Source organism: Pseudomonas arvensis (assembly GCF_056688935.1).
In genome coordinates this window covers 5,873,887-5,897,666 of the sequence record NZ_CP162038.1, presented here as the reverse complement: position 1 = coordinate 5,897,666, position 23,780 = coordinate 5,873,887, and the positions used below count along the sequence as shown (strand labels likewise).

At 61.5% G+C, this 23,780-nt stretch carries 21 protein-coding genes; 9 read left to right on the top strand and 12 right to left on the bottom strand.

Translation table 11 applies throughout. The features are described from left to right. Positions 1 to 19: 19 nt before the first annotated feature. Positions 20 to 1,144 (top strand): TIGR03364 family FAD-dependent oxidoreductase, encoded by a 1,125-nt coding sequence (locus AB3G88_RS26895; RefSeq protein WP_480452439.1) that lies wholly within the window; start codon positions 20 to 22, stop codon positions 1,142 to 1,144. Beyond that, positions 1,144 to 1,716, top strand: a complete 573-nt coding sequence (locus AB3G88_RS26890) for a phosphonate degradation HD-domain oxygenase (protein WP_480452437.1) — start codon at positions 1,144 to 1,146, stop codon at positions 1,714 to 1,716. The genes AB3G88_RS26895 and AB3G88_RS26890 overlap by 1 nt, the downstream gene beginning before the upstream one ends. Here the strand turns inward: AB3G88_RS26890 and AB3G88_RS26885 are convergent. Next, the gene (locus AB3G88_RS26885; RefSeq protein WP_112192688.1) at positions 1,695 to 3,062 is read right to left on the bottom strand and encodes a DUF3482 domain-containing protein; all 1,368 of its coding nucleotides are present in this window, start codon (positions 3,060 to 3,062) and stop codon (positions 1,695 to 1,697) included. The two genes, AB3G88_RS26890 and AB3G88_RS26885, sit on opposite strands and share 22 nt — an antisense overlap. Continuing rightward, entirely contained in the window at positions 3,055 to 4,425 is a 1,371-nt protein-coding gene (locus AB3G88_RS26880) for a DUF2868 domain-containing protein (RefSeq protein ID WP_480452434.1), read from the bottom strand. The genes AB3G88_RS26885 and AB3G88_RS26880 overlap by 8 nt, the downstream gene beginning before the upstream one ends. A 69-nt stretch (positions 4,426 to 4,494) precedes the next feature. On the opposite strand from AB3G88_RS26880, the gene AB3G88_RS26875 reads away from it, so the two are divergent. Next, positions 4,495 to 5,007 carry a dihydrofolate reductase gene (locus tag AB3G88_RS26875; RefSeq protein WP_112192686.1) on the top strand — a complete coding sequence of 171 codons (513 nt, stop codon included), beginning with the start codon at positions 4,495 to 4,497 and terminating at the stop codon, positions 5,005 to 5,007. 74 nt (positions 5,008 to 5,081) lie between these two features. Here AB3G88_RS26875 and AB3G88_RS26870 read toward each other — a convergent pair whose 3' ends face one another. Beyond that, positions 5,082 to 6,473, bottom strand: a complete 1,392-nt coding sequence (locus AB3G88_RS26870; RefSeq protein WP_480452431.1) for an L-cystine transporter — start codon at positions 6,471 to 6,473, stop codon at positions 5,082 to 5,084. Positions 6,474 to 6,715: 242 nt separating this feature from the next. Between AB3G88_RS26870 and AB3G88_RS26865 the strand changes: the two genes are divergently transcribed. After that, positions 6,716 to 7,777, top strand: a complete 1,062-nt coding sequence (locus tag AB3G88_RS26865; RefSeq protein WP_099585873.1) for an HAD family hydrolase — start codon at positions 6,716 to 6,718, stop codon at positions 7,775 to 7,777. Positions 7,778 to 7,969: 192 nt separating this feature from the next. Here the strand turns inward: AB3G88_RS26865 and ilvD are convergent, their stop codons facing one another. Beyond that, the gene (gene ilvD / locus AB3G88_RS26860) at positions 7,970 to 9,811 is read right to left on the bottom strand and encodes a dihydroxy-acid dehydratase (protein ID WP_032884175.1); all 1,842 of its coding nucleotides are present in this window, start codon (positions 9,809 to 9,811) and stop codon (positions 7,970 to 7,972) included. Positions 9,812 to 10,107: 296 nt separating this feature from the next. On the opposite strand from ilvD, the gene AB3G88_RS26855 reads away from it, so the two are divergent. Further along, positions 10,108 to 11,841, top strand: coding sequence for a DUF4153 domain-containing protein (locus tag AB3G88_RS26855; RefSeq protein WP_191959308.1), 1,734 nt, complete (start codon positions 10,108 to 10,110; stop codon positions 11,839 to 11,841). Here the strand turns inward: AB3G88_RS26855 and AB3G88_RS26850 are convergent. After that, the gene (locus tag AB3G88_RS26850) at positions 11,838 to 13,001 is read right to left on the bottom strand and encodes an MFS transporter (RefSeq protein ID WP_480452429.1); all 1,164 of its coding nucleotides are present in this window, start codon (positions 12,999 to 13,001) and stop codon (positions 11,838 to 11,840) included. The two genes, AB3G88_RS26855 and AB3G88_RS26850, sit on opposite strands and share 4 nt — an antisense overlap. A gap of 240 nt (positions 13,002 to 13,241) precedes the next feature. Next, the gene (locus tag AB3G88_RS26845; RefSeq protein WP_053127951.1) at positions 13,242 to 14,438 is read right to left on the bottom strand and encodes a class I SAM-dependent rRNA methyltransferase; all 1,197 of its coding nucleotides are present in this window, start codon (positions 14,436 to 14,438) and stop codon (positions 13,242 to 13,244) included. Between the two features lie 277 nt (positions 14,439 to 14,715). Here AB3G88_RS26845 and AB3G88_RS26840 point away from each other — a divergent pair, with 277 nt between their 5' ends. Both AB3G88_RS26840 and mutM read left to right on the top strand, forming a co-directional pair. After that, entirely contained in the window at positions 14,716 to 15,528 is an 813-nt protein-coding gene (locus tag AB3G88_RS26840) for an HDOD domain-containing protein (protein ID WP_480454477.1), read from the top strand. 21 nt (positions 15,529 to 15,549) lie between these two features. Continuing rightward, on the top strand, positions 15,550 to 16,362 hold the full coding sequence (mutM, locus tag AB3G88_RS26835; RefSeq protein WP_099585865.1) for a bifunctional DNA-formamidopyrimidine glycosylase/DNA-(apurinic or apyrimidinic site) lyase: 813 nt from the start codon (positions 15,550 to 15,552) through the stop codon (positions 16,360 to 16,362). A gap of 71 nt (positions 16,363 to 16,433) precedes the next feature. Here mutM and AB3G88_RS26830 read toward each other — a convergent pair whose 3' ends face one another. From AB3G88_RS26830 to AB3G88_RS26810, 5 genes are all read right to left on the bottom strand, one after another. Continuing rightward, a complete protein-coding gene (locus AB3G88_RS26830; protein WP_057723493.1) occupies positions 16,434 to 16,685 on the bottom strand; it encodes a YfhL family 4Fe-4S dicluster ferredoxin in 252 nt (83 codons plus the stop codon). A 102-nt stretch (positions 16,686 to 16,787) separates the two neighbouring features. After that, positions 16,788 to 17,267, bottom strand: a complete 480-nt coding sequence (coaD, locus tag AB3G88_RS26825; protein WP_003234650.1) for a pantetheine-phosphate adenylyltransferase — start codon at positions 17,265 to 17,267, stop codon at positions 16,788 to 16,790. A 103-nt stretch (positions 17,268 to 17,370) separates the two neighbouring features. Then, complete coding sequence (locus tag AB3G88_RS26820; RefSeq protein WP_480452425.1) at positions 17,371 to 18,966, bottom strand: GMC family oxidoreductase; 1,596 nt, start codon at positions 18,964 to 18,966, stop codon at positions 17,371 to 17,373. Positions 18,967 to 19,004: 38 nt separating this feature from the next. Beyond that, complete coding sequence (locus tag AB3G88_RS26815) at positions 19,005 to 19,550, bottom strand: twin-arginine translocation pathway signal protein (protein ID WP_480452423.1); 546 nt, start codon at positions 19,548 to 19,550, stop codon at positions 19,005 to 19,007. Between the two features lie 28 nt (positions 19,551 to 19,578). Continuing rightward, positions 19,579 to 21,006, bottom strand: a complete 1,428-nt coding sequence (locus tag AB3G88_RS26810) for a coniferyl aldehyde dehydrogenase (RefSeq protein WP_480452421.1) — start codon at positions 21,004 to 21,006, stop codon at positions 19,579 to 19,581. A gap of 147 nt (positions 21,007 to 21,153) precedes the next feature. Here AB3G88_RS26810 and AB3G88_RS26805 point away from each other — a divergent pair, with 147 nt between their 5' ends. Both AB3G88_RS26805 and AB3G88_RS26800 read left to right on the top strand, forming a co-directional pair. Next, entirely contained in the window at positions 21,154 to 21,825 is a 672-nt protein-coding gene (locus AB3G88_RS26805; protein ID WP_191946763.1) for a TetR/AcrR family transcriptional regulator, read from the top strand. 32 nt (positions 21,826 to 21,857) lie between these two features. After that, positions 21,858 to 22,712 (top strand): sulfurtransferase, encoded by an 855-nt coding sequence (locus AB3G88_RS26800; RefSeq protein ID WP_480452418.1) that lies wholly within the window; start codon positions 21,858 to 21,860, stop codon positions 22,710 to 22,712. On the opposite strand, the gene AB3G88_RS26795 is transcribed toward AB3G88_RS26800, so the two are convergent. Continuing rightward, the gene (locus tag AB3G88_RS26795) at positions 22,699 to 23,727 is read right to left on the bottom strand and encodes a hydrolase (RefSeq protein WP_158879155.1); all 1,029 of its coding nucleotides are present in this window, start codon (positions 23,725 to 23,727) and stop codon (positions 22,699 to 22,701) included. The genes AB3G88_RS26800 and AB3G88_RS26795 overlap by 14 nt on opposite strands. Positions 23,728 to 23,780: the final 53 nt, after the last annotated feature.

Sequence of the window (23,780 nt, the reverse complement as noted above, 5' to 3'; positions counted from 1 at the left end):
GAAAACAGGACATCACTTCATGACACAACTACTGATCATCGGCGCCGGCATCCTCGGCCTGTCCCACGCCTATGCGGCCGCCAAGCGCGGCCTCAAGGTCAAGGTGTTCGAGCGCAGCGCCACGCCGTTGGGCGCTTCGGTGCGCAACTTCGGCCAGGCGCTGGTCACCGGCCAACCACCGGGCCCGATGCTCGACCTGGCGCGGGAAAGCCGCGAGATCTGGGGTCACTGGGCACAAGTTGCCGGCCTGCAACTCAAGCGCAATGGCTCGTACCTGTTTGCCCGCACCGAAGCCGAAGAGCACTTGTTGGAAGCCTTCTGCGCCGGTCGCGCCCAAGAGCACGGCTACAACGTCGAACTGCTGCAAGGCGCGGCGATGAAGGACCTGTATGGCGGCCAGTTTCGCCATCACCGCGCCGCGCTGCACGGCAAGGACGATCAGCAGCTGTATTCCCGCGAGGCGATCCCGGCGCTGATCAACTACCTGGCTCAGGAATTGAAAGTGGAGTTTCACTTTTCAACCCTGGTGCGCGATGTAGAGCCAGGCCACCTGCACAGCACGGCGGGGAGCTTTCGCGGCGAGCAGATCATCGTCTGCTCCGGCCACGATTACCAAACCCTGCTGGCCGAATCGATCGCCGAACTCAACCCGAGCATCTGCCGCCTGCAAATGCTCCGTGCGCGGCCGGCGGTGAATCTGAACCTGCAACACGCCTTGCTCACCGGTTTGAGCTGCGTGCATTACGGCGCTTTCGCCGACTTGCCCGAAGCCGCGCCAGTCCAGGCACAAATCCTGCGCGAAGCCCCTTACCTGCATGAGCACGGTATTCACCTGCTGATCAGCCCGACGCCTCATGGCGAACTGATCATCGGTGATTCCCACGACTACGGCAGCGATGCGTCACCGTTCAACGCCGAACAGGTCGATGACTGGATGATCGAATTGGCCGAGCAGACCCTCGGTTGCAAGCTCCAAGTGGTGGAGCGTTGGCAGGGTGTGTACGGCTCGCGGGGGCCGGGGCCGTTTTCATTCCTGCGCGTGGCACCAGGCGTGAGTGCAGCGTTGATGCACACCGGTGTGGGCATGAGCGTGGGGCCGGCAATGGCCGAGCGCAATATCCGCACGTTATGGGGGCCGGCGTGATGAGCCGGGAACAGGTGATCGGCGAGGTCTTCGGCTTGTATGAGCGGTACGGCGCGGCGGATTACATCGGCGAGCCGGTGTCGCAGATAGAGCACATGTCCCAGGCCGCTCAACTCGCCATGGCCGAAGGCTTTGATGATGAAGTGGTGCTGGCGGCGTTTTTCCACGACATCGGGCATCTCTGCGGCCAGGGCGAGGAAAACATGGGGGGTTATGGCGTGGTCAGCCATGAACGGCTGGGGGCGGATTATTTGCGTCGGGCGGGGTTCAGCGAGCGCATGGCCACGTTGGTGGAGTATCACGTGCAGGCCAAGCGCTACCTGACCTTCAGCCAGCCGGACTACTACGCGCGCCTGAGCGAAGCCAGCCGTCGTACCTTGGCCTACCAGGGTGGCGTGATGACCGCCGAGGAAGCCCAAGCCTTTGAGCAAGACCCGTTGTGCGCAGTTAGTGTGCGCATGCGCCACTGGGACGAGCAGGCCAAGGAGATGCATGTAGCGCTGCTGGACCTTGAGGTGCTCAAAGCCAAGGCCCTGCAGCTACTGGTTGATCAGGATTCGTCCAACCGCTGAGCCAAGGCTTCGACCTGCTCCTGGCGCTCGGCCTGGCTCAGCCTGGCGTTGGGGTTGAGCGACGACCATTGCGGGTGGGCGCGGGCTTTGTGCAGCGCGTCCGGCAACTTGCCTTCGCGCCAGGTTTTGTCCTGGGGCGTGTCGACCTTGATGCTGTGCATCGCCGCATGGCCGCGCAGGTCCAGCGCCTTGAGTAGCTGGCGTTGGCGCAGGGCCAGCAGGCGCAGCACGCTGTCGTCGACGGTCAACTCGCGGTGGCCCTTGATCTTGCCCAGCAGGCGACTGCCATAGCTGCGCGCGGTTTGCAGCGCGCCGCCGGCGATGGCGCCGGCCAGGGCGGCGGCGCCCAGTGTCAGCCCGCCGACCAGCAGATCCACCCCGGCACCCGCCGCCGCACCGGCAGCGATCCCGCCACCGACGCGCACGCCGAGTTGCTTGAGGGTTTCCGGATTGAACAGGTCATCGCCCCAGCGCCCGTCGAGCAACGGCAAGTCGCTGGCGGCTGCATCTTGTGGGCGGAAACCAAACAGTTTGAGCAGGGCTTCCACGCATTTTTGTTCGCGCTGGCGCACGGCCTTGCGCAATTCGCCGATGGCTTGCTGCTCATCTTCGGTGACCACGCTGCGCCGGCACGCGGCGCAATCGATCAATAATTCGGCGATCAAACGAGCGGCGCTTTGCTGGCGGGCCTGGCGTTGGGCTTGCTGATCCAGGATCAGCCGTTCCAATTGCGGCCGTGCGTTTTCCAGCAGCAGGGCCAGGCTTTCATACAGACGACGCTCGCCGTCTTCCGGCGGCGCGACACTGTCAAAACGCACCAGCGCATGCAGGCCAAGGCGGGCCAGGGCTTCGCGCCAGTCTGGCTCGCGGTGCTCGCTGCTGCTGACGAAATTGAGCACGGGCAGCAACGGCTTGCCGCAACTGGCCAGCACTTGTAGCTCGTCGCGGTACTTGGCCAGCACCGGCTCGCGGGCGTCGATCACATACAAGCCGGCATCGGAGGCCAGCAGTTGGCGCAGCACCTTGGCTTCCTGTTCGAAACGCTGGCGCGCTTCGCTGCCTTCCAGGAAGCGCGTCAGGCGGGCCGGCCCATCGAGGCGTTCGCCGGGGCGATCCAGGCGTTCCAGGTAATCGAGCAGCGCGATGGCGTCTTCCAGGCCGGGTGTGTCGTACAGCTCCAGCAAGGCTTCGCCGTCCACCGACAGGCGTGCGCCTTCCACATGCCGTGTCGTGCTGGGGCGATGGGAGACTTCACCGAAGCCAACATCACGCGTGAGGGTGCGCAGCAACGAGGTCTTGCCGACATTGGTGTGGCCGACTACGGCGAGTTTCAGCGGTTTAGTCATGACCGGTCTCCAGCCAGTTCAGCGGCGCGCAGTCGGCGAAGGGCAGCTCCAGCTGTTGCAACGCGGTGTGCCAATCGCCAAGGCGTTCGGCATCCAGCGCCTGGCCCGGCGGTGCTTGCAGCAACCAGACGCGGGTGGCGGTGGCGCTGCGCGCGAGTTCGGCGATCAGCGCCAGGCTGCCGCGATCCGGCGAACGGCGCGGGTCGCAGGCGATGGCCAGGCGTGCGGGCGGGAAGCGGGTGAGCTGTTCCAGCAGCTTGTTTCGCGACTCACGGCTATCGAGGATGCCGGCGTTTTTCACCTGGGCCGGCAGCTTGGGCGGCCAGGGGTGCTGGTCGTCCAGTTCGATGGCCACCAGCAGGGCGCCGTCGCTTTCCAGTTCACTGACGCCACCGGTGACGTGGTGCAATTGTTCGGGCGCGGCGTCGTTGACGCCGAGGCGTTCGCTGCTGGGCATCAGGCGTTCGCGCAGTTGGCTGTAGCCTGGCAGGTTGAGGTCCAGGCGCAGGGCGGTGCGCCCGCGTTTCCAGCGCCACAGGCACAGCAATGCGAGGATCAGGCGGGGCAGCAGGCCATACACCAGCAGCACGCCGACCAGCCAGGCGGCCCAGGCTTGGCGGGCGCTTTCGATATTCAGGGCGGAGTCGCCGCTGGCGCGGATCATCTCGACGGTCGGCACATTGAAGCCCAACAGAGCAGGCAAGGTGCCGATTGCCTGGGTGACGGCGACGAAGGTGTCGGCACCGAGAATGGTGGTTTCCCACACGAAGCCGTAGCGGCGGGTAGCGAGTAGGGTAAGCAGAATCACCATGGCGCTGAGCAACGCCAGCAACCATAGACTGTTGACCAGCACGCCTACGGCCCAGCGATTGAGTTTCTGCCGTTGCAGTAGCAGTAACAGTGCTGGCGCCAGTTGGGCGGCTTTGGCATCACGGGCGAATTTTTCGCTGAGCCACAACCATAGTCGCCCGAGGCTGGCACTGTGCTCACCGGCAAACAGCAGGCCTAACGCCCAACTGATCAGCAGGATCAGGTTCAAGCCAAGCAGGCTGCCCAGGGCCCAGAACACATTCACCGGGGTCAGGCCGTTGCCCAGTGCAGCAAACGCCAGCCCTGCGCCGCTGATGACCGCGACGATTGCCAGCAGCACCAGCGCCAGACGCGCACCTTGCAGCCAGCGGGTGAGGGCCGCCGCTAGCCCATCGCGTTCGGCCAGGTGCAAGGCGCGCTGCTGGATACGTGTCGGCAGGTCGCCCCCGGCCGTGCGGGCCAGGCGGTTGGCTTCCAGGTCTTCCAGCGGGCCTGCGTGTTCTTCGCGCAGACGCACGGTTTCTGTCAGCCAAAGTGTGTGCAGTGGAGTCACGCGTAGTCCTGTTGTGTTTGTGAGCCTGGAGCATAACCCCTGGCTCGGGGCTCTGGTATTCTCGTCGCCATGAAAAAAACTCTCCCTTTAAGCCTGATCGCAGCCCTCGGTGAAAACCGTGTGATCGGCGTCGACAACAGCATGCCCTGGCATTTGCCGGGGGATTTCAAATATTTCAAGGCCACCACCCTGGGCAAGCCGATCATCATGGGGCGCAAGACCTGGGATTCCCTGGGCCGACCGTTGCCGGGGCGCTTGAACCTGGTGGTTAGCCGTCAGACCGACCTGGCGCTGGAAGGTGCGGAAGTTTTTCCGTCACTCGATGCCGCCGTAGCGCGGGCTGAAGCCTGGGCGCTGGAGCAGGGCGTGGATGAGCTGATGCTGATCGGCGGTGCGCAGTTGTATGCGCAGGGGCTGGAGCAGGCGGATCGCCTGTATCTGACGCGGGTGGCGCTGAGCCCTGAGGGCGATGCGTGGTTTCCGGCGTTTGATATGAGCCAGTGGAAGCTGGTTTCAAATCTGGAGAATCCGCCTGAAGGGGATAAGCCGGCTTACAACTTTGAGGTGTGGGAGAGGGCCTGAAAGCATCGGGGGCAAGCCCCCTCCCACATTGAAATGCATTCCAAATGTGGGAGGGGGCCCCCGATAGCGGTCTATCAGGCCTGCGCCAATTCCCCATGCTCATCGGCATTCAACAGCGTTTTATCCGTCTGCCCCATGATCTGGCTCGTAATCGCGCCCGCCGTCATCGAGCCGTTCACGTTCAGCGCCGTACGGCCCATGTCGATCAGCGGTTCAACGGAAATCAGCAGCGCCACCAGTGATACCGGCAAGCCCATGGCCGGCAGCACGATCAGCGCGGCAAAGGTCGCTCCGCCGCCCACGCCCGCCACACCGGCCGAACTCAGGGTCACAATCGCCACCAGGGTCGCAATCCACAACGGGTCCAGCGGGTTGATGCCCACGGTCGGCGCTACCATCACCGCCAACATCGCAGGATAAAGACCGGCACAACCGTTCTGGCCGATGGTCGCGCCAAACGAGGCGGCGAACCCGGCGATGGATTGCGGGATGCCCAGGCGGCGGGTCTGCGCCTCAATGCTCAGCGGGATGGCTGCTGCGCTGGAGCGGCTGGTGAAGGCGAAGGTCAGCACCGGCCAGACCTTGCGGAAAAACCGCAGCGGGTTGATCCCGGCCAGCGACAGCAGCAGGCCATGCACCACGAACATCAAGCCCAGGGCCAGGTACGACACCAGCACAAAACTGCCGAGCTTGATGATGTCTTGCAGGTTGGAACCGGCGACCACCTTGGTCATCAGCGCCAATACGCCGTACGGCGTCAGCTTCATCACCAGGCGCACCAGGCGCATCACCCAGGCTTGCAGGGTGTCGATGGCGTTGAGCACTTTCTGGCCTTTTTCCACGTCATCCTTGAGCAGTTGCAGCGCGGCGACCCCCAGGAATGCAGCGAAAATCACCACGCTGATGATCGACGTCGGCTTGGCCCGGGCCAGATCGGCGAACGGGTTCGACGGCACGAACGAGAGCAGCAGTTGCGGGATGTTCAGGTCGGCGACCTTGCCCGCGTAATCACTCTGGATCACTTGCAGGCGCGCCATTTCCTGGGTGCCGGCCACCAGGCCATCGGCGGTGAGGCCGAACAGGTTGGTCAGGCCGATACCGATCAGCGCCGCAATCGCGGTGGTGAACAGCAGCGTGCCGATGGTCAGGAAGCTGATCTTGCCCAGGGACGCCGCGTTATGCAGACGCGCCACAGCGCTGAGGATCGAGGCAAATACCAGCGGGATCACGATCATTTGCAGCAATTGCACGTAGCCGTTGCCGACCAGGTCAAACCAGCCGATGGAGGCCTTGAGCACCGGGTTGCCGGCACCGTAAATGCTGTGCAGCGCCACACCGAACGCCACGCCCAGTACCAGAGCGAACAGGACCTTCTTGGCGAGGCTCCAGTTCGTGCGGCGGGTTTGTGCCAGGCCCAACAGCAGGGCCACGAACACCAGTAAGTTGAGAATCAGGGGCAGATTCATTGAAGCTCCGTTGAGAAGGCAGCCAATCGCGAGAGCCTGCGATTGCGAACCGGAAAGCCTAACAGCTTGATATTTATTGATTTAATACCGATATGGAATGGCAACTGTCGTTTTTGGAATAAGCCGTTGACGCTCAGGTGTATGCCGCTGGCGGGATCAGGACGTGCGCAGTCGTGCTCAACATGGGAACTGTCACGTGGATTTGTTAGCGTCGATGTCTTTCACTCAGGGAGACAACGCCGATGAAGCTCGCGCCGAAACTACTGGTATCCGCCGCACTGTGCCTGGGACTCGCCAGCCAGGCGTTTGCCGCCACCGAGTTGAAACACTGGCCCGCGCCTGCCGCCAAGCAACTGAACGACATGATCGCCGCCAACGCCAACAAGGGTAACTACGCGGTGTTCGACATGGACAACACCAGCTACCGCTACGACCTTGAAGAGTCCTTGCTGCCCTACATGGAAAACAAGGGCCTGATCACCCGCGACAGCCTCGATCCTTCGCTCAAGCTTATGCCGTTCAAAGACACCGCCGACCATAAGGAAAGTCTGTTCAGTTACTACTATCGCCTGTGCGAAGTGGACGACATGGTCTGCTACCCGTGGGTTGCCCAGGTGTTTTCCGGCTTCACCCTCAAGGAACTCAAGGTCCAGGTGGATGAGCTGATGGCGTCCGGCAAGCCCGTGCCGGTCAGCTATTTCGAAGGCGATGTGGTGAAGAAGTCCGAGGTGCAGCCGCCGAAAGTCTTTACCGGCCAGACCGAGTTGTACAACAAGCTGATGGAAAACGGCATCGAGGTGTACGTGATGACCGCCGCTTCCGAGGAACTGGTGCGCATGGTCGCGGCGGATCCGAAGTACGGCTACAACGTCAAACCCGAAAACGTCATCGGCGTGAGCACGCTGCTCAAGGACCGCAAGACCGGCGAGCTGACCACGGCGCGCAAACAGATCACCGCCGGCAAGTATGACGAGAAGGCCAACCTTGGCCTGGAACTCACGCCGTACCTGTGGACCCCGGCAACCTGGATGGCCGGCAAACACGCGGCGATCCTCACCTACATCGACGAATGGAAAAAACCGGTGATCGTCGGCGGCGACACACCGACCAGCGACGGCTACATGCTGTTCCACGATGTGGATGTGGCCAAGGGCGGCGTGCACCTGTGGATCAACCGCAAGGACAAATACATGACCCAACTCAACGGCATGATGGCCAAGCACGCGGCGGCGCAGGCCAAGGAAGGGTTGCCGGTGACGGCGGACAAGAACTGGGTGATCGTCAAGCCGGAGGAGATTCAGTAAAGAGCCTTAAGTCGAAGTGCAGTCACTGTGGGAGCTGGCTTGCCTGCGATGCAGGCACCTCGGTACTTCATGTACTCCGAGGTGATGCAATCGCAGGCAAGCCAGCTCCCACATTTGATCTTCATTGTTTTGGGGGATTTTCTCCAGGCAAAAAAAGCCCCGCACCTGGCGGGGCTTTTTTATGCGCGAAGCTTACAGGCCGTCGAGCATGGCTTTGTTGCGTACCGCACCTTTGTCGGCGCTGGTGGCCAACAATGCGTAGGCCTTCAATGCGGTAGTGACTTTACGTGGACGCTTCTCAACCGGCTTCCAACCTTTCTTGTCCTGCTCGACCCGGCGTGCCGCCAGTTCTTCGTCGCTGATCAACAGGTTGATCGAGCGGTTCGGAATGTCGATCAGCACCTTGTCGCCATCCTGCACCAGGCCAATCGCGCCGCCCGCAGCAGCTTCCGGCGAAGCATGGCCGATGGACAGGCCCGAGGTGCCGCCGGAGAAGCGGCCGTCGGTCAGCAGGGCGCAGGCTTTGCCCAGGCCTTTGGACTTGAGGTACGACGTCGGATACAGCATCTCCTGCATGCCCGGGCCGCCTTTCGGGCCTTCGTAGCGGATGATCACGATGTCGCCTTCTTTCACTTCGTCGGCGAGGATGCCGCGTACCGAGCTGTCCTGGCTTTCGTAGATCTTGGCGCGACCTTCGAAGACGTGGATGGATTCATCCACACCGGCGGTTTTGACCACGCAGCCGTCGAGGGCGATGTTGCCGTACAGCACGGCCAGGCCGCCTTCTTGCGAGTAGGCGTGCTCGACACTGCGGATGCAGCCGTTTTCACGGTCGTCGTCGAGGGTGTCCCAACGGGTCGACTGGCTGAACGCAGTCTGGGTCGGGATGCCCGCCGGGCCGGCCTTGAAGAAGGTGTGCACGGCTTCGTCGTCAGTCTGGGTGATGTCCCATTTGGCGATGCCTTCGGCCAGGGACTTGCTGTGCACCGTCGGCAGGTCGGTGTGCAGCAGGCCGCCACGTGCCAGGGAGCCCAGGATCGAGAAGATCCCGCCGGCGCGGTGCACGTCTTCCATGTGGTACTTCTGGATGTTCGGCGCGACTTTGCACAGTTGCGGCACGTGACGGGACAGACGGTCGATGTCGCGCAGGTCGAAGTCGATCTCGGCTTCCTGGGCGGCGGCCAGCAAGTGCAGGATGGTGTTGGTGGAACCGCCCATGGCGATGTCCAGGGTCATGGCGTTTTCGAACGCCTTGAAGTTGGCGATGTTGCGCGGCAGTACCGAGTCATCGTTCTCGGTGTAATAACGCTTGCACAGCTCGACGATAGTGCGGCCGGCCTGCAGGAACAGCTGCTCGCGGTCGCTGTGGGTCGCCAGTGTCGATCCGTTGCCCGGCAAGGCCAGGCCCAGGGCTTCCACCAGGCAGTTCATCGAGTTGGCGGTGAACATGCCGGAGCACGAGCCGCACGTCGGGCAAGCGCTGCGCTCGTATTCCGCGACCTTCTCGTCAGAAGCGCTGGAATCGGCGGCGATGACCATGGCGTCAACCAGGTCGAGGCCGTGGGAGGCGAGTTTGGTCTTGCCGGCTTCCATCGGGCCGCCGGAGACGAAGATCACCGGGATGTTCAGGCGCAAGGAGGCCATCAGCATGCCGGGGGTGATCTTGTCGCAGTTGGAGATGCACACGATGGCATCGGCGCAGTGGGCGTTGACCATGTATTCCACGGAGTCGGCGATGATCTCGCGGCTCGGCAGCGAATACAGCATGCCGTCATGGCCCATGGCGATGCCGTCGTCCACGGCGATGGTGTTGAATTCCTTGGCCACGCCGCCAGCGCGTTCGATCTCGCGGGCGACCAGTTGGCCCAGGTCCTTGAGGTGGACGTGGCCCGGTACGAACTGGGTGAACGAGTTGGCAATCGCGATGATCGGCTTCTTGAAGTCGTCATCTTTCATCCCCGTGGCACGCCACAGTGCGCGCGCGCCGGCCATGTTGCGGCCGTGGGTGGATGTTTTCGAGCGGTAATCTGGCATGGAGCACTCCGGGCGGCTAATCAGGTAACTACTAATCAGGTACTACTGGGGAGTGAGCTTCTGTTGACGTCTGGAACACCCGAAAAAATGGCACTGGTGTCCGGAAGTTGCCGCAAACGTGACGGGATCGCCGTGCGCCTTGGCCTTGAGCTCATAAACCCGCCGGGGGATGACTGGCGATGAATAGGGCCGATTCTACACCGCTGGCGGCTGGAGGGAACGGGGCAATATTCAGGGCCGAAGTCTTTGTTTAGACTAGCGGCCCTTTGCCCTCCCCCCACTCCAAAGGAATTGGAATGCCCGGTATCCATCGTTTTCTTGGGTTCTACCTGCTGATCGGCCTGATCCAGGGAATCGTCTTCTATTTCTCCGACCAGCTCTATCGCTTGAGCGAGACGCTGTTTTTTGTCACCTACACCGTGGTGTTGGTGGGTGGCACCACCTTGCAGCTGTTGGGGGAAAAAGCCCGACAGTGGCGCTCCTTGTTGCCTACGCTGGCGTTCACCCTGTTGATGGGCGGCATGACGTTCTGGGTGTGCTATGGCCTGGACCATGTCGGCAATAACCGTTGGATGATCAACTCCTGGTTCATCAGCGTGGTGGTGTTGAGTTACGTCTGTGCGACGTTTCTGTTTGCCTGGCCCGCTGTAAAAGGGCAGCGCTGGCGCTATGAAGATCTGTTCCAACAAGCCTGGAACAGTGTGTTTATCGTGCTGTACGCCCTGATTCTGGTGGGTGTGTTCATGTTGTTGCTCAAGCTATGGGGCCGACTGTTCCTGATGCTGGGTATCGAGTTCTTCGAGCACCACTTCTGGAGCCAGTTATTCCTGTGTATCAGCCTGCCGCTGGTATTCGCCTTGGGCATGTACTTGGGCGGGCGCAGCGAGAAAATCATCGGCCAGATGCGCGGCATGCTGTTCAGCGCGTGTGGGTTGTTGTTGCCGTTGATCGCACTGATCAGTGTGCTGTTTACCCTGACCTTGCCGTTCACCGGTCTGGAGCGGATCTGGGCCACGGGCTATTCCACACCGATCTTGTTGGTGCTGGCTGGCGTGCAGTTGTTCTTGCTCAACGGCGTGTTTCAGGAGGGCGTCCAAGCCCGGCCGTATCCTAAGTGGCTGACGTACTTTATCGAGTTGAGCCTGCTATGCCTGCCGATCCTGTCCGCGTTGGCGTTTTACTCAAGTTGGCTGCGGGTCGAGCAGTACGCCCTGTCGCCGCAACGCTTCGTCGCCCTGGCGGCGGCGCTGCTGTGTGGCCTGTATGGCCTTGCGGCAGTATGGGCGGTGGCCTTGCGCTCGCCGGTCTGGCTGGGCAACTTGCGTATTACCAACCCGGCCCTGGCGTTGTTGTTCTGTGGGCTGGTGGTGTTGATCAACACGCCGATCCTCGATCCGGTGCGCCTGAGCGTCAACGATCAGGTCCGGCGTTTGCTTGACGGGCGCACCAAGGCTGAAGCGTTCGATGCGCACTACCTGCGGTTTGGCTTGGAGAAGGCGGGCGAGGAGGCGTATGCGAAGTTGCAGGTCGACCTGGATCAGGAGCGCATTCTGGACCCGGATTCGCGCCGCGCCTTGCGTGAACGAATGGACGACACGGCACTGAGTTTCACTGAACGTTATGCCAAGGAACGGGCCGAGCGGCCCAAACCCGAACTGGAATGGATCGGCCCGGCACCCAAAGGCAGCGAACAGTTTGCCGAACTCAGCCTGGACACCGATGCGCCTTGCGCGCCTGGCTGTGTGCTGTGGGCGGTCGATCTCGACAGGGATGGCCAGCCTGAAGTGCTGGCGATACCCCGCACCAGCTATCGTCATGACTTCAAGCCGCCGCGTATTTTCGTACTGGACGAGCAGGGCGAATGGGACGACCGCGGCCCGCTGCTGTGGACGCAACTGCCGGACGGTTACGTCGACACTGAAACGCTGATCCACGACATCCGCGAAGGCAAGGTTTCCTTGGTCAAGCCGCGCTATCTGCAATTGCAGTCCAGCGACATGTTGCTCAGTCCGGTGATTCGGCAGCCTTAAGCGCGCCCGGTTCGGCGGTTGGTCACCCACCCCCACAGGCTGAGGACAATGAAGCTGAGGGCGATGGTCAACAGCAGGTGATCGCCCGTCTGGGCCAGCGCCGCGCTGCTCACGGCGGCGGTGAGGAACATGATGCTGTTGCCCGCCGACGCCGCTGTGCCCGCGCGACTGGAGAACAGCAGCATCGCCGCAGAAATGGCGGCGGGGCGGACCAGGGTGACGGCCAGGGCGCTGATCAGCATCGGGATCAACAGGCTCAGTGTGTTGATGGCCCGGTAGCTGACGATCAGAGTCAGCAGCACACCCGCAACGAGCAGCAGTCCGAGGCCGATGTTGATTTGTCGAGACAGCGAAATGCGTTTCTGCAAAAACGATGCGGCAACGCCGCCCAGCAGATACGCCACGCCGTACACCATCAGCACCAGCGCGTAGTGGTATTCGGAGAGTTTCAGCGCATCCATGAAAATCAGCGGCGTCACGCTGATCAGCGCGAAATAACAGGCGAATACCAGTGCGGCTATCCACCAATACCGCAGGAAATCGCGGTTGCGGGCCACGGCTTTCAGCGTGTTGATGATCGATACGGACGCGTGATGCGGGCTGGCAGACTTGGACGGCAGGACGCAGAGCGCGTGAATCAACATGCCCAACGCCATCAGGGCAAAGCCATAGAAGCTGCCCTGCCAGTCGAAGGTGGTTTGCAGCCAGGAGCCGATCAGCGGCGACAGTGCAACGAATGAGCCGCTCAAGGTCATGTAATAGAGGCGTATGCGGGCACGGTCCTGCTCGTCGAACAGATCTTCCACCAGCGCGTGGGCTAATACGAAGAACCCGCAACCCATGGCCTGCACGCCGCGAAACAGCAGGAAGCTCAGGTAATCCGGGGCCAGTGCGCAACCTATTGCACCGAGGATCGACAAGGTGATGCAGCCGAGCAGGACTTCCTTGCGCCCCCATTTATCCGACAGCGGACCCGCGACCAGTTGGGAGATCGAAAACACCAGGGTGAACAGGCTGATGGACAGTGCGATGTCTGCGCTAGGCGTGTCGAACCTTGTCGCCAGGGCTGGGAAAGAGGGCAGCAGGATATTGATCGGGAAGAAGCTGATCAGGGAGATGCAGGTGATCAGGATAAAGCGGGAGAGGGTGGTTCCAGACATTGTTGTTGTTTTCCGGAGTAAAACCAGAAACCGATACTAGTCTGCGAAAAGTGGAATTCAATCAAAACGACTGTGGGAGGCTTCCTGGTTTAACGTGGCTTGCAGCTGTAAGAAATAGGCTCCGGTCTAAATGTGGGAGGGGGCTTGCCCCCGATAGCAGAGTGTCAGGCAATAGATTTGCTGACTGATCCACCGCTATCGGGGGCAAGCCCCCTCCCACATTTTTATCTGTGCATGGCTTTAGCTGTTTGGCAACAACCGGCACGTAATGCTCTTGATATAGCGCGTCTCGACAATCGCCGGGTGCACCGGATGATCCGGACCCTGGCCGCCGCGTTCGAGCATCTGGATATTGCGATCCAGGTGACGGGCGCTGGTCAGCAGGATGTTTTGCAGGTCGTCTTCCGGCAGGTGCATGGAGCACGACGCGCTGACCAGGATGCCGTCCTTGCTGAGCAGGCGCATGGCTTGCTCGTTGAGGCGGCGGTAGGCGCCTTCGCCGTTTTTCATGTCTTTTTTGCGTTTGATGAAGGCCGGTGGGTCGGCGACGATTACGTCGAAGCGCTCTTCACTGGCTTTCAGCTCTTTCAACGCTTCAAACACGTCGCCTTCGATGCAGGTCATCTTCTCGGCAACGCCGTTCAGCGCAGCGTTGCGCTCCACGCCGTCGAGGGCGAAGGCGGAGGCATCGACGCAGAACACTTCACTGGCGCCGAAGGCCGCGGCTTGCACGCCCCAGCCGCCGATGTAGCTGTACAGGTCGAGTACGCGTTTGCCTTTGGCATACGGTGCCAGGCGCGCGCGGTTCATGCGGTGGTCGTAGAACCAGCCGGTTTTCTGGCCCTGGATCACCGGGGCTTCGAATTTCACGCCGTTCTCTTCCAGCGCAACCCACTCCGGCACCAGGCCGAATACGGTTTCGACGTAGCGGTTGAGGCCTTCGGCGTCGCGTGCGGCGGAGTCGTTCTTGAACAGGATGCCGCTCGGCTTGAGCACTTGGGTCAGTGCAGCGATCACGTCTTCCTTGTGGGCTTCCATGGTCGCCGAGGCGATCTGTACCACCAGGATGTCGCCGAAACGGTCGACCACCAGGCCCGGCAGCAGGTCGGAATCGCCGTAGACCAGGCGGTAGAACGGCTTGTCGAACAGGCGATCACGCAGGGACAGGGCAACGTTGATGCGGTGCACCAGCAGCGACTTGTCCAGCGGCAACTTGATGTCGCGCGACAGCAGGCGGGCGCAGATCAGGTTGTTCGGGCTCATGGCCACGATGCCCAGGGTCTTGCCGCCGGCCGCTTCCAGGATTGCCTGGTCGCCTGCCTGGAAGCCGTGAAGAGGTGTGGCAGCCACATCGATTTCGTTGCTGTAGACCCACAGGTGGCCGTTGCGCAAACGACGATCGGCGTTGGCTTTGAGACGCAGGCTTGGCAGGGACATGACGTCGCTCCGGAAAAAAGAGCGGGAGTATACCTCTTGCGCACCGATTCATGTGGGAGCTGGCTTGCCTGCGATGCAGGCGGCGCGGTGTATCTGACGTACGGCGCTGATGCTGTCGGGGGGCAAACCCCTCCCACATTTGGTCGGGTTTCAGTTTGGGTTGTGGGTGTCGGCCATGTCTGCTTAGGGGGTAGAATCCTCGCCTAGCCCAGAGTGTGTACTTATGTCCCAAGAGCTTTCAGCCGAACAGATCCAACAGGCCCTGCAGGGCATCAGCGTGCCGCCTCAGCCGCAAATCATGGTGGATTTGCAGATGGAGCAGTACATGCCCGACCCGGATCTGGAAGTGATCGCGCGGTTGATCTCCCAGGATCCCGGCTTGTCCGGCGCGTTGCTCAAGATCGTCAACTCGTCGTATTACGGGCTGAGCAACAAGATCGCCTCGATCCAGCGTGCGGTGAACCTGCTGGGCAGCCGTTCGATCATCAACCTGATCAATGCCTTGTCGATCAAGGGCGAGATGAGCGACGACACCATCGTCACCCTCAACCGCTTCTGGGACACGGCCCAGGATGTGGCCATGACCTGCCTTACGCTGGCCAAGCGCACGGGCTCCCAGGCAGTGGACGAGGCCTACGCCCTGGGGTTGTTCCACGATTGTGGTGTGCCGTTGATGCTCAAGCGTTTCCCCGACTACATGGCGGTGCTGGAAGAGGCTTACGCCAATGCCGGCCAGGACTGCCGCGTGGTCGACACTGAAAACAATGCCTTCAACACCAACCACGCCGTGGTCGGTTACTACACGGCCAAGTCCTGGCGCCTGCCGGAGCATGTGACCGACGCCATCGCCAACCACCACAACGCCCTGGCGGTTTTCAGCGATGAGTCCTCGCGCAATCCCCAGCTGAAAAACCTGTTGGCGATCCTGAAGATGGCCGAGCACATCTGCTCGTCCTATCGAGTGTTGGGCAACCAGGCGGTCGATCACGAGTGGGAAACCGTCGGCCCTCTGGTGCTGGATTACGTGGGCCTGTCGGATTACGACTTTGAGAGCATGAAGTTGTCGATCCGCGAACTGGGCGCACACTGACCCTTCCTTCAAGAGGTACGCATGCCCGAGTTACCCGAAGTCGAAACCACCCGCCGCGGGATTGCGCCGCACCTGGAAGGCCAGCGCGTCAGCCGCGTCGTCGTACGTGAGCGGCGCCTGCGCTGGCCGATCCCGGAAGATCTGGATGTGCGCCTGTCCGGGCAGCGCATCGTACTGGTGGAGCGGCGTGCCAAGTACCTGTTGATCAATGCCGAGGTGGGCACTTTGATCAGTCACTTGGGCATGTCGGGCAATTTGCGCCTGGTGGAAGTCGGTATGCCGGCGGCCAAGCATGAGCATGTGGATATCGAGCTGGAGTCGGGCATGGCCCTGCGTTACACCGACCCACGGCGCTTTGGCGCGATGCTCTGGAGCCAGGATCCGCACAACCATGAGCTGTTGATCCGCCTGGGGCCGGAGCCGTTGACCGACCTGTTTGATGGCGAGCGCCTGTTCCAGCTGTCCCGCAAGCGGTCGATGGCGATCAAGCCGTTCATCATGGACAACGCGGTCGTGGTGGGCGTGGGCAATATCTACGCGACAGAAGCGCTGTTTGCCGCGGGGATTGATCCGCGTCGTGAGGCGGGGGGGATTTCGCGGGCGCGGTATTTGAAGCTGGCGATTGAGATCAAGCGCGTGCTGGCGGCCGCCATCGAACGGGGTGGCACCACGTTGCGCGACTTTATCGGTGGCGACGGGCAGCCGGGGTATTTCCAGCAGGAGTTGTTCGTCTACGGCCGGGGTGGCGAGGCGTGCAAAGTATGCGGGACTGAGCTGCGCAATGTGGTGCTGGGGCAGCGGGCGAGTGTGTTTTGCCCCAAGTGTCAGAGCTAATGGATGTGTGAAGGCTGATATAGCCATCGGGGGCAAGCCCCCGATGAGACCTTAACAGGCATTTAAGATCTTCAGGCCTTACCGGTAATCTTCCGGTACTTCTCCATCAATTGCTCTTCCGTCTCCGGACGCGCCTCATCCAGCGGAATGCAATCCACCGGGCACACCTGCTGGCACTGGGGCTCGTCATAGTGGCCGACGCACTGGGTACACAGGTTCGGGTCGATTACGTAGATCTCCTCACCTTGGGAAATCGCAGCGTTCGGGCACTCGGGTTCGCAGACGTCGCAATTGATGCAATCGTCGGTGATGATCAGGGACATGGAAACTCCTGCCAGGGCGCTCGGCCAAGGCATCTGAAAACTAATGCGCGCAATTGTGCCGCATTGGCGCCTGCAGTGCGAGCAGGCGCCGATAGAGTGGTCTTACTTCTTGAAGCGTAGGGTCAGCGCGTCGGCCACGGCTGGATGCACGAACTTGGTGATATCTCCGCCCAAAGCGGCGATTTCACGAACCAACGTCGAGGAAATGAACGAATAACGTTCCGACGGCGTGAGAAACAGGCTCTCAACGTCCGGCGCCAGTTGACGGTTCATGTTGGCCAGTTGGAATTCGTATTCGAAGTCCGATACCGCACGCAGGCCGCGCAGGAACACATTGGCGTTCTGCTCTTTGGCGAAGTGCGCCAGCAGCGTCGAAAAACCTACCACTTCTACGTTAGGCAGGTGCCTGGTGACCTCACGCGCCAGCTCCACGCGCTGTTCCAGGGGAAACAGCGGGTTTTTCTTGGGGCTGGCCGCGACCGCGATGATCACATGGTCGAACAAGCGAGAGGCGCGTTCGACCAGATCGCCATGGCCTTTGGTAATCGGGTCGAAGGTTCCTGGGTACAACACTCGGTTCATCGCGTCGTCCTGGCGGAGTCCGTTGGGGAACCGGATGGTATCGCAGCCATCCCGGTCGGCCAAGTCGACTTATGTAGATACATGCCGCTGATCGAGCGTTTTTTCATGCTGTTTTCAGACGTTCGGCCAATGCACTGGCCAGTTGCGCGGTCAATCCGTACACCGATAATTGGGGATTGGCCCCAATACTGGTGGGGAATAACGAGCCATCGTGGATCGACAGATTGCGCAATTGGTGATGGCGACCCAGGCTGTCGGCCACAGCGTTCTTCGGGTCTTCCCCCATGGCGCAACCGCCCATTACATGGGCGCTGCCCAGGGTTGTGCGATGCAGTTCCAGGTTCAAACCGTCAATCAGGTCACGGGCTTGGGCCAAGGTATTCACGTAGCGTGCATCGTGATGCAGCGGCTTGACCGACTTGGCGCCCGCTGCGAATTGAATCTCGGCCATGCTGTGAAAGGCGCGGCGCAGGCCGTCCCAGGCGTAGGGCGAAACCTGATAGTCGAGGACGGGGGTGCCGTCACCGCGCAGATCTACCGTGCCGCCGGGGCTGTCGGGGTGAAATCCGTCGCGCAAGAGGGCGAGCATCGCGTGAGTATTGGGTAATTGGCTCATGTCCAGCGCGTTCCCGGTGCCGTAACCGCCAAACAGGGTGCTGGCCAATCCAGGGTGTAAGGGCGGTGCTTCCAGCTTGTAGGACATTTTGCCGGTGGTGCCGTCCTGCCATTGGAAGTGGTCGGAATAGATTGATTGCGGCGCGCCGTAGAACGGGTTGATCACCTCGTCGAACAGCCCAGCGGAGAAATTCACCAGATGCAAGAACGTGCGCTTGCCCAGGCGCGAGTGAGGGTCGGGTGCATCCGAGCGCATCAGCAGTGCCGGGCTGTTGATACCGCCGCCCGATAGCACGTAATGCCTGGCCTTGACCGTGATCCTGCGGCCGGTCGGCGATACGCAGCGCTCATCCATGGCCACGCATTCCAGGCTGCTGATGGTATCGCCGCTGTAGTTGAGGCGTTCGGCACGGGCCAGGTAGAGCAACTCGCCACCTTTCTCCAGGGTGGACGGTATGGTGGTCACCAGCATCGATTGCTTGGCATTGACCGGGCAACCCATGCCGCAATAGCCCAGGTTGAAACAGCCGCGCACATTGCGCGGGATCACATGCCAGCTATAACCGAGCTTTTCACAGCCTTTGCGGATTACGTCGTTGTTGGCGTTTGGCGGGATAGCCCAAGGCGCGATGCCCAAGCGCTGTTCCATTTTCTCGAACCATGGCGCCATCTCGGCGCTGCTGTGGCCCTTGACCGCGTATTCGCTGGCCCAGTGGGCGAGGGTGGCGTCCGGGGTGCGAAAGCTCGATGTCCAGTTGATCAACGTGGTGCCGCCGACTGCCCGCCCCTGCAGGATGGTGATCGCGCCGTCCTTGCTCATGCGGCCGATGCCTTCCTGGTACAGGCTGGCGTAGGCCTCGTCCTCCAGCAGCTTGAAATCGCTGCTGGTCTTGAGCGGGCCTTCCTCGATCAGCAGCACCTTGTAGCCGGCGGCGCTGAGCATCTCTGCCGTGGTGCCGCCCCCGGCGCCGCTGCCGATGATGGCGACGTCGGCTTCCAGCGTCAGGTCATTGTCGAGGGCGGCGCCGTTGTGGGTTTTCCAGCCACGGGCCAGGCCTTCGCGGAACAGATCGGGTACGGGCATCAGGGTCGTCTCTTGTTTTTATTGTGGAGGGATGCAGATCAGATCTTCGGCGGGCCGGGATAGCCGCAATGGGCCCAGGACGCCGGCTGGAAGTACCAGGCCATGATCACCAGCTTGAGCAGCGAACCCTGGCCCATGCGCAGCAGGTTCAGGTAGCTGTTTTCCCAGCGGTGCAGGAAGTTGCGGATTTGCTCCGCGCTGGCGTTCTCCCAACTGCCCCAGATACCGGTCAACGGCCCACGGGTAACGCCCATGCCCAATACGTCGAACAGTTGCTGGGTGAGCTTGAACATCTCCGGCGACAGATGCTGCAGGCTGAAGTCGAGCTTTTTCAGGGTGTCTTCGACGCCGTTGGCGACTTCCTGGGCGCTGGCTACACCCTCCAGCAAGACCGGAATGACCGCGCGCAGAAACGGCAGATCACTGCTGCGCAACAGGGCAAAGCCGCTGGCCGGTGTGCTGCTGGAGCAGCCGCTGAGGCTGGCGCCAAGCCCGGCGGTGGCCAGGAAGGCGCTGGCGCACAGGCCGATTTTCAACACGCCGCGCCGCGACAGTTCGGGTGAATCAGTCAGGCTAGGGTTCATTGTTATTGTTATCCCGTAGGTGGCGGTATCAGCGAACGAACAACGTCTGGATCAACTTCTGGATGGTTTTGCCGTAAGGCGGGTAGATCAACTTGGCAGCGTTCAGGCGCTGTTTCACCAGCACCCCCTTGGCTTTGCTGAAGGTCAGGAACCCCTCATGGCCGTGGTAATGGCCCATGCCCGACGGGCCGATGCCGCCAAACGGCATGTCGTCCTGGGCCACGTGCAACAGGGTGTCGTTCAGGCACACGCCGCCGGAATGGGTCTCGTGCAGCACGCGGTTCTGTTCGCCCTTGTTGTAGCCGAAGTAATACAGGGCGAGTGGGCGAGGGCGTTGGTTGATGTAGGCAAACGCTTGGTCGATACCGCGATAGGGCACGATCGGCAGCACGGGGCCGAAGATCTCGTCCTGCATCACGGTCATGTCATCGCTGACATTCAGCAGCAGGCTGTGGGCCATGCGGCGCGCCTGGCCTTGCTTATACAACGGAACCAGAGTGGCGCCTTTGTCGGTGGCGTCCTTGATGTAGGCATTGAGCCGGGCCAATTGCCGCTCGTTGATGATGGCGGTGTAGTCCGGGTTGTCGGTCAGGGTCGGATAAAACCCGCGAACGGCGTTGCTGTAAGCCTCGACGAAACCTTCGACGCGGTCTTCCGGCACCAGCACGTAATCCGGCGCGACGCAGGTTTGCCCGGCATTCAAGGCTTTGCCGAAAGCGATGCGTTCGGCGGCGTCCTTGAGCGGCACATCGGCGGAAACGATGGCGGGCGACTTGCCGCCCAGCTCCAGGGTGACCGGCGTAAGGTGTTCCGCCGCCGCGCGCATCACGTGTTTGCCAATGCTGGTGGCGCCGGTGAACAGCAGATGGTCGAAGCGCAGCTTGGAAAACGCCATGCCCACGTCGGCTTCACCCAGCACCACGCACACCAGGTCCTCGGGGAAGATCTTCGCCAGCAGGGTTTTGAGTAGCGCGCCAGTGGCGGGAGTGGACTCGCTGAGCTTGAGCATCACCCGATTGCCCGCCGCCAACGCGCCCACCAACGGCCCTATGGCCAGGTACAGCGGGTAGTTCCACGGCACGATCACGCCGACCACGCCCAGCGGCTGGTAAATGACCTTGGCTGACGCCGGTTGAAAGGCAATGCCTACAGCACGGCGCGAAGGTTTCATCCAGCCCTTGAGGTGTTTGCTGGCGTAGTGAATGCCGTGCAGGCTGGGCATCAATTCGGCGAACAGGGTTTCGTCGGCGCTGCGGTGGCTGAAATCCTGGCTGATCGCGTTGATCAGCGCCTGGCGCTCGTCGCTGAGCAGGTCGCGCAGGGCCTTGAGCCATTGCTGGCGTCGCGCGGCTGGCGGCATGGGGTTGGCGGCGTAGGCGCGGCGTTGAGTGTCGAACAGGTCCTGGAGTTGATCCAGCACCTGGGAGTCCTGCAGGTAGGCAACGTTGGCAGACATGGCGCAGCACCGATTGTTATTGGTCTGCCTGGATTTTTAGAGTCATTGCTCTAAATTGTCAAATAACATTGCGGCAACATGCAGATTTATCCTGGCAAGGATAGGTCGTAAGATGCCCCATCACGTGTATAGAAGCTGATTCCCCCTATGGCCCCACGAGTAAAGACCAGCGAGCGCATTGTGCAAACCAGCCTGGAGCTTTTTAACCAGCAGGGCGAGCGCAGTATCAGCACCAACCATATCGCCGCCCATATGGAAATTTCGCCGGGGAACCTGTACTACCACTTCCCCAACAAGCAGGCGATCATCGCCGTGCTGTTTCGTGAATACGAAGCGCTGGTCGACAGCTTTCTGCGCCCACCACAGGGGCGCGCCGCGACGGTCCAGGATAAGCGTTTCTACCTGCAGGCCTTGCTGGCCGGGATGTGGCGCTATCGCTTCCTGCATCGCGACCTTGAGCATCTGCTGGAGAGCGACCCTGAACTGGCCACCGGCTATCGGCGTTTTTCCCAGCGTTGCCTGATCCAAGGCAATGCGATCTACCAGGGGTTTGTCGACGCGGGCATCCTCAACATGGACCCGGTGCAAACCGAAGCCCTTACCCTCAATGCCTGGATCATCCTCACTTCCTGGGTGCGGTTCTTATGCACCACCAATGAAAACTCCGCCCAATTGAGCGCCGAAGCGATCAAGCGTGGGGTGTATCAGGTGCTGGTGCTGGAGGCGGGTTTTGTCACGCCCCAGGCGAAAGAGGCGGTGGATGCGCTGTTCAAAGAGTTTTACGTGCCGTTGAACCAGGCACTGGAAGAAGTGAAGTAGACCTTTCCCACATGCATTCGTAGGAGTTCGTCATGCCGCTTGCCCAACTGATCAGTCCCCAGCAATTGGCCGAGCGCCAGAAGGCCGGCGGGGTGGTGATCCTGGATTGCCGTTTTGCCTTGGAAGACCCGGATTACGGTCTGTGCAGCTACGCCGAAGGGCACATCGAAGGCGCGCAATATGCCGACCTGGAACGCCATCTCAGCGGCCCGGTAATCAGGGGCGTGACCGGTCGTCACCCATTGCCGGCGGCGGACACTTTGGTTCAGCAATTGCGGGCCTGGGGCATCAGCGCAGATACCAATATTGTGCTGTATGACGACGGCCCCGGCGCCTATGCCGCCCGCGCCTGGTGGCTGTTGGCCTGGTTGGGCAAGCGCGATGGCGTGTTTATCCTGGATGGTGGCCTCAAGGCCTGGCACTCCGCCGGTTTGCCGCTGAGCCTGGACGCGCCGCTAGTTGAGCCTGGGACGTTCGCCGGTACGCCGGACAACCGCCTGCTGGTGGACGCCGAACACCTGCAAAAACGCTTGGCCCAGTCGGGTCTGACCCTGATCGACGCCCGCGCTCAAGCACGTTTTCGCGGCGAAGTGGAGCCGATCGACCCGATCGCCGGGCACATCCCTGGCGCGCAATGTGCGGCCTTCAACGAAAACCTGGGCGCCGATGGCCGCTTCCTTCCGGCTGAACAGCTCAAGCAGCGCTTCGCTGCCCAACTGGACGGGCGTGCACCGGAAGAACTGGTGGCGTATTGCGGTTCCGGGGTGACGGCCTGCCATAACCTGTTCGCCCTGAGCCTGGCGGGTTATCCGTTGGGCAAGCTGTATGCGGGGTCGTGGAGTGAGTGGATTACTGATCCGGCGCGGGCGATTGCTACGGGCGACTGAGTTCCCTGCCGTGTAAGCCACCTCCCACATGTGCCCTAAGCCATTGTGGGATGCGGCGCTCCAGGTAGTAGCTGGGGCGTTTCAGTGAGCCATCGACGAAGCCCACGTGCCCACCTTTGGCCGTCAGCTCAAATTCGGTGCACGCCGACAGCTCGCTGGCCTCGGGCAAGCTGTGGGCGAAGACGAACGGGTCGTCGGCGGCATGGATAATCAGGGTCGGTGTGCGAATGTCGCCCAGGTAATATCGACTCGATGCCTTTCGGTAATAATCCTCTGCACTGAGAAAACCGTGCAACGGCGCGGTTACCCGGCCATCGAAGTCCCAGAATGTACGCATCTTCTCCAGGGATCCGAGTGCTTCAAGGGTTTTTAGCCCGTCCTCTCGACCATCCTGCAAAAACTGACGCTGTTTGACGCGGATATACGCCAACATCTCGCGCATGAAGTGCTTCTGATACACCCGCGAAAACCCCAGCCCGATGCGGTCTGCGCACTGGTCCAGGCGAAACGGCACCGACACCGCCGCCGCGCCTTGCAGCCCCGACGCTTCGCCGGTTTCACCCAGGTGCTTGAGCAATACATTGCCGCCAAGGGAATAACCCACGGCATACAACGGCGCCAATGGCCGCTTGGCGCGCAAGTGCGCAATTGCTGCGGCCAGGTCTTCGCTGGCGCCCGAGTGATAGCTGCGGGCCAACAGATTTGGTTCCCCTGAGCAGCCTCGCCAGTTCAGCGCCACACTGGCCCAGCCTTGTGCGGCGAGGACTTTTTGCAGTCCGGCCACGTAAGGCGAGTTGGATGAGCCGGTCAGCCCGTGCAGCACCAGCACCAAGGGGGCTTGCGCGTCATGGGGCCCATGCCAGTCGAGGTCGAGAAAATCGCCGTCTTCCAGCCACAGGCGTTCGCGTTGGCGCTCGATATGGGTAGTGGGACGCCACAATGGCCCCCACAGTGTTTGCAGGTGGGGGTTGCCGAGGCCGAAGGCGGGGGTGAATCTTTCAGAAGAAGGGGTCATGCAGATCTCTGTGGCATGGGGTGAGCGGGCCCACCACAGAAGCCCGCACTGAG

What these genes read in the sequence shown, in the direction of transcription:
- AB3G88_RS26830 (WP_057723493.1), bottom strand. Translation starts at nt 16,685, where the DNA reads ATGTCCCTGATCATCACCGACGATTGCATCAATTGCGACGTCTGCGAA.
- AB3G88_RS26875 (WP_112192686.1), top strand. Translation starts at nt 4,495, where the DNA reads ATGAAAAAAACTCTCCCTTTAAGCCTGATCGCAGCCCTCGGTGAAAAC.
- AB3G88_RS26810 (WP_480452421.1), bottom strand. Translation starts at nt 21,006, where the DNA reads ATGTCTGCCAACGTTGCCTACCTGCAGGACTCCCAGGTGCTGGATCAA.
- coaD (WP_003234650.1), bottom strand. Translation starts at nt 17,267, where the DNA reads ATGAACCGAGTGTTGTACCCAGGAACCTTCGACCCGATTACCAAAGGC.
- AB3G88_RS26895 (WP_480452439.1), top strand. Translation starts at nt 20, where the DNA reads ATGACACAACTACTGATCATCGGCGCCGGCATCCTCGGCCTGTCCCAC.
- AB3G88_RS26855 (WP_191959308.1), top strand. Translation starts at nt 10,108, where the DNA reads ATGCCCGGTATCCATCGTTTTCTTGGGTTCTACCTGCTGATCGGCCTG.
- AB3G88_RS26850 (WP_480452429.1), bottom strand. Translation starts at nt 13,001, where the DNA reads ATGTCTGGAACCACCCTCTCCCGCTTTATCCTGATCACCTGCATCTCC.
- AB3G88_RS26865 (WP_099585873.1), top strand. Translation starts at nt 6,716, where the DNA reads ATGAAGCTCGCGCCGAAACTACTGGTATCCGCCGCACTGTGCCTGGGA.
- AB3G88_RS26800 (WP_480452418.1), top strand. Translation starts at nt 21,858, where the DNA reads ATGCCGCTTGCCCAACTGATCAGTCCCCAGCAATTGGCCGAGCGCCAG.
- AB3G88_RS26815 (WP_480452423.1), bottom strand. Translation starts at nt 19,550, where the DNA reads ATGAACCCTAGCCTGACTGATTCACCCGAACTGTCGCGGCGCGGCGTG.
- AB3G88_RS26845 (WP_053127951.1), bottom strand. Translation starts at nt 14,438, where the DNA reads ATGTCCCTGCCAAGCCTGCGTCTCAAAGCCAACGCCGATCGTCGTTTG.
- AB3G88_RS26890 (WP_480452437.1), top strand. Translation starts at nt 1,144, where the DNA reads ATGAGCCGGGAACAGGTGATCGGCGAGGTCTTCGGCTTGTATGAGCGG.
- AB3G88_RS26805 (WP_191946763.1), top strand. Translation starts at nt 21,154, where the DNA reads ATGGCCCCACGAGTAAAGACCAGCGAGCGCATTGTGCAAACCAGCCTG.
- AB3G88_RS26870 (WP_480452431.1), bottom strand. Translation starts at nt 6,473, where the DNA reads ATGAATCTGCCCCTGATTCTCAACTTACTGGTGTTCGTGGCCCTGCTG.
- AB3G88_RS26885 (WP_112192688.1), bottom strand. Translation starts at nt 3,062, where the DNA reads ATGACTAAACCGCTGAAACTCGCCGTAGTCGGCCACACCAATGTCGGC.
- mutM (WP_099585865.1), top strand. Translation starts at nt 15,550, where the DNA reads ATGCCCGAGTTACCCGAAGTCGAAACCACCCGCCGCGGGATTGCGCCG.
- AB3G88_RS26795 (WP_158879155.1), bottom strand. Translation starts at nt 23,727, where the DNA reads ATGACCCCTTCTTCTGAAAGATTCACCCCCGCCTTCGGCCTCGGCAAC.
- ilvD (WP_032884175.1), bottom strand. Translation starts at nt 9,811, where the DNA reads ATGCCAGATTACCGCTCGAAAACATCCACCCACGGCCGCAACATGGCC.
- AB3G88_RS26820 (WP_480452425.1), bottom strand. Translation starts at nt 18,966, where the DNA reads ATGCCCGTACCCGATCTGTTCCGCGAAGGCCTGGCCCGTGGCTGGAAA.